Genomic DNA, 3,468 nt, shown 5'->3' with positions numbered 1-3,468 from the left:
CCCACAGGTGAGCGATGTGCTCAGGTTCACCGCTGTCCCTGTGGGAGCTGGCTTGCCAGCGATGAGGCCAATTCAGCCACGGAAGGTCTGAGCGTCTGCCAATGCTTTCAGCGCCGCTTTGCGCTTAGCCACCGGCAGCGCCCCCAACGTCTCCACTTCAGCATAAAACCTCGGCCAATCCCCCCCAACCTGCCTGAACAACGCCGAAAACGCCGGCACCCACTGGTCATACAGCCCGAACGGCAACAGCCGCGCATTGTTCAGCGGCAAATTCACCCATGCGTCATAACGCTTGTCTCCGGCCCACAGGCTGTCACGCATCATTCGATATTCGCGACGGAACTGCTCGAACGCTGCGGCCTTACGTTCGCGCATCTGCTCGGCCGGCAGCGGTTGGGCATAGAGTTTTTCCAGCCGGGAGCGCGTTTCCAGCACCCGCTCGATGAACTGGTCACGCTGCTTGAGCTGCGAGTCGTTCTGCGCCGGCAACCCGCGAAACGCGCGCCACTGGCGGGTCCCTTCCTGCTCGACGAACGTGGCGAAGGACTCGTTGAACTCGGTGTCATCCTTCACATAGAAGCGCTGATGGGCCAGCTCATGGAAGATCAGGGTGGCCAGACGCTCATCGCCCCAGCCCATCATCGAATTGAGAATCGGGTCATTGAACCAGCCGAGTGTCGAATAGGCTTCGACGCCGCCAATCGCCACGTCCATGCCTTGCAGACGCTGGATCGCCGCTTCGCCCCGTGCCGCGCTCTGGCTGTAGTAGCCGCGATAGGCCACGCAACCGGCGATCGGGAAGCAATGATTCTGCGGGGTCAGAGAAAACTCCGGGGTGACGAACACGTTCCACACCACAAATGGCCGGCCGATGTCGGCGTACAGACGATAGCTCTGATTGTCGGGCAGGTGCAGCTGCTCGCTGGCGAAGGTTCGGGCCTTTTGTGACTGAGCCAGGTGCGCGCGCAATTTCTCGTCACGGCTTGGGTCGGCAATCACCCTGGCCACGGGCTCGCGTGCCCGCAGCAGCTGCAACTGACCGCTGGCCAGCTGACTGTAATAGCTGACGCTGGCGCAACCGTTGAGCAACAAAAACATCACCCCCGGAAACAAAATCCGAAAAACGCGATCAAGTAACCCATGGCTTGGAAGCGGCCTGCTCAAAATAAAAATCCTTTGGAAAGTCTGCCCGCAAGACTATCCCGCCATTTGGAGCTTCGCTATGCGCATGTTGTTGCTGACAGGAGGCCTGCTGACACTGGCCGGTTGTGCCGGATTCGGAATGCCTGACCCTGACCCCTCACAAGCCTGGATCGATCTCGATGCCCGGCAACAAGACACGGCGCTGCAAGCGCTGCAGGTCGATAGCCGGGCCACGGCCGACAGGCGTTATTTCGAAGTCCAGCCCGGCAGTCATGAGCTGAAGGTGCGTTATCAGTTTCCGGTGGAGGCGACCAATATCGGCCCCGATGCCGAACCGTTGTGGCGTGATTGCCAGTTGAACGTGAAATTCAAGGACTTCAACGCTGGCCAGCGTTACCAGCTGCAGGCCGGCAGTATCGGCTTCAGGCCTTGGGCCAGGCTCTATGACGAGCAGCGAAAAGTCGTAGGGCAGGGAACACCGGCAGGCTGCCAGCGCACATGATCGACGCTATGCTGAGTATTCAGAACGGTGGATATTCATCATGCGCAAGTTGTTGCTGTTGCTCGTTGTCGGTTTCGCGGCTGGTTGTCAGACACCGTTGCCCCCGGTCGACCCGCAAATGGCCTGGATCGACTTCTCGACGCCAACCCCCGGCGGCAAACTGCTGATGGCCGAGCGTCTGGATAACCAGCGCCTGAATGACGGGCGCTTTTTCCAGGTCACTCCCGGCAGTCATGAGCTACGCGTGCGTTTTGATTTCGAAGTCTTCGGCGGCGGCGGTGCCTTGATGACTGGCCCGGTAGAGCGCTTGTGTTACCTGTATATCCGCTACGATCATTTCGAAGCCGGGCAGCGTTATACGCTGGAGGGCCGTTCGCTGGCATTCACCCCGAGTGCGAGGCTATATAACGCCAGGCGCGAGATTGTCGCCGAAGACCACGATTACAACTGCATTAATTGAGGCGACTCAGCGGTCGTTCTTCTGATAGATGATCGCTTTTCTACCGTAGTCGCATCGGCCGACAATCATGGCAATGTCGTGTTCTTTTGCCTCCTCTTTGCTGACGATTTCCAGCGTATAAGAGGGCACAGCTTTCGCCTGGATCTTGACCTCGATCTCTTTCTTCAATTCTTCACAGTCTTTCGGTGCGGCAAGAGCGGTTGTGGCCAGTGCACTGCAGAAAATCGCCAAGCCGATACGTTTCATCAATGAAGCTCCCTGGAGCAGCGCGCACGGGCGTGCGCTGAACCTGCTGTCACTTATTCGACCACACTTTGAGGAGGCGAGTTCTGACTTCGCGCACATCTCGGGCACTGCGCCGAGTTATAGATCGCTTTCGCGGGCAGGCCCACTCCCACAGGTTCTGTGTTTGACACAAATCCCTGTGGAGGGCGGGCTTGCCCGCGAAGGCGTCAGTGCTGTTTATGCCTTGATCGAAACCAGCGCAGATCAGTTGACCAGCGATGCCTCGAGGGTAATTTTCGCGTTCAGTACTTTCGACACCGGGCACCCTTCCTTGGCCTTGTTGCTCAATTCTTCAAACTGCGTCTGGGTCGCTCCCGGAATCTTCGCCTTGAGAATCAGCTTCACCGCCGTGATGGCAAAGCCACCATCCACTTGATCGAGGGTGACTTCAGCGTTGGTATCAATGCTCTCTGCTTTGAGGCCGGCATCGCCGAGAATCATCGAAAACGCCATGGAAAAGCAGCCGGCGTGCGCTGCCCCGATCAGTTCTTCCGGGTTGGTGCCCTTGCCGCCTTCGAAGCGGGCCTTGAAACCGTAGGGTGCTTCTCTGAGGACGCCGGTTTCGGTGGAAATCGAACCGATGCCGGTTTTCAGGTCGCCTGCCCAGTGTGCGGATGCTTTCTTCACGATAGCCATGTCTGCCTCCTCAAGATCTGACGCGGAATCGCCGCGCCGTCGTGGTTTTTGCTTGCAAGGCTTCTGAGGATAGACGCCGCAGCAAAGTTCAGCCCGGGTGAATCGTTGACTTTTTTAGTAGGAAATTTCGCCGCCGCTATTGAAACTCGGGTATATGCCCTCATTGCACAGAACACGCTTATGGATTCGGCAGGTTTTCGTTCGCTGGAAAAACCTGCCTCCTCATTCGGAGACGCAGGTTTATGAAGCAACTGTCCGACGTAAAATTTTCCACCCTCGATCTGGTGCCCGTGCGCGAAAACGGCAGCCCGGCGCAATCGCTGCGCAACTCGCTGGATCTGGCGCAGCATGTCGAAAAGCTCGGCTACACGCGGTTCTGGGTGGCTGAACACCACAACATGGACGGCATTGCCAGTTCGGCGACCTCGGTGTTGCTGGGGTA

General features: G+C 58.1%; 6 protein-coding genes. 3 read left to right on the top strand and 3 right to left on the bottom strand.

Features of this window, described 5'->3' with window-relative positions; all coding sequences use genetic code 11:
- Positions 1–72: 72 nt before the first annotated feature.
- On the bottom strand, positions 73–1,164 hold the full coding sequence (locus DBR24_RS15810; protein WP_128615228.1) for an aminopeptidase: 1,092 nt from the start codon (positions 1,162–1,164) through the stop codon (positions 73–75).
- 58 nt (positions 1,165–1,222) lie between these two features.
- Between DBR24_RS15810 and DBR24_RS15805 the strand changes: the two genes are divergently transcribed.
- Both DBR24_RS15805 and DBR24_RS15800 read left to right on the top strand, forming a co-directional pair.
- Positions 1,223–1,645, top strand: a complete 423-nt coding sequence (locus DBR24_RS15805) for a hypothetical protein (RefSeq protein WP_128615227.1) — start codon at positions 1,223–1,225, stop codon at positions 1,643–1,645.
- 40 nt (positions 1,646–1,685) lie between these two features.
- Positions 1,686–2,105, top strand: a complete 420-nt coding sequence (locus DBR24_RS15800; protein WP_123470264.1) for a hypothetical protein — start codon at positions 1,686–1,688, stop codon at positions 2,103–2,105.
- Positions 2,106–2,111: 6 nt separating this feature from the next.
- Here DBR24_RS15800 and DBR24_RS15795 read toward each other — a convergent pair whose 3' ends face one another.
- Positions 2,112–2,351, bottom strand: coding sequence for a DUF1161 domain-containing protein (locus DBR24_RS15795; RefSeq protein ID WP_128615226.1), 240 nt, complete (start codon positions 2,349–2,351; stop codon positions 2,112–2,114).
- A gap of 243 nt (positions 2,352–2,594) precedes the next feature.
- Entirely contained in the window at positions 2,595–3,026 is a 432-nt protein-coding gene (locus DBR24_RS15790) for an OsmC family protein (protein ID WP_128615225.1), read from the bottom strand.
- Positions 3,027–3,268: 242 nt separating this feature from the next.
- Between DBR24_RS15790 and DBR24_RS32355 the strand changes: the two genes are divergently transcribed.
- The coding region (locus DBR24_RS32355) for an LLM class flavin-dependent oxidoreductase (protein WP_371921298.1) at positions 3,269–3,468 on the top strand (200 nt) is incomplete at its 3' end.

Origin of the sequence: Pseudomonas sp. HMWF006 (assembly GCF_003061205.1) — a bacterium.
GTDB lineage: Bacteria > Pseudomonadota > Gammaproteobacteria > Pseudomonadales > Pseudomonadaceae > Aquipseudomonas > Aquipseudomonas monsensis.
The sequence above is the reverse complement of the archived record's forward strand: the minus strand, read 5'-3'. Positions and strand labels throughout refer to the sequence as shown.

Bases quoted from the DNA above. Each gene is read 5' to 3' on its own strand.
- DBR24_RS15795 (WP_128615226.1), bottom strand. From the start codon at position 2,351: ATGAAACGTATCGGCTTGGCGATTTTCTGCAGTGCACTGGCCACAACC.
- DBR24_RS15805 (WP_128615227.1), top strand. From the start codon at position 1,223: ATGCGCATGTTGTTGCTGACAGGAGGCCTGCTGACACTGGCCGGTTGT.
- DBR24_RS15800 (WP_123470264.1), top strand. From the start codon at position 1,686: ATGCGCAAGTTGTTGCTGTTGCTCGTTGTCGGTTTCGCGGCTGGTTGT.
- DBR24_RS15790 (WP_128615225.1), bottom strand. From the start codon at position 3,026: ATGGCTATCGTGAAGAAAGCATCCGCACACTGGGCAGGCGACCTGAAA.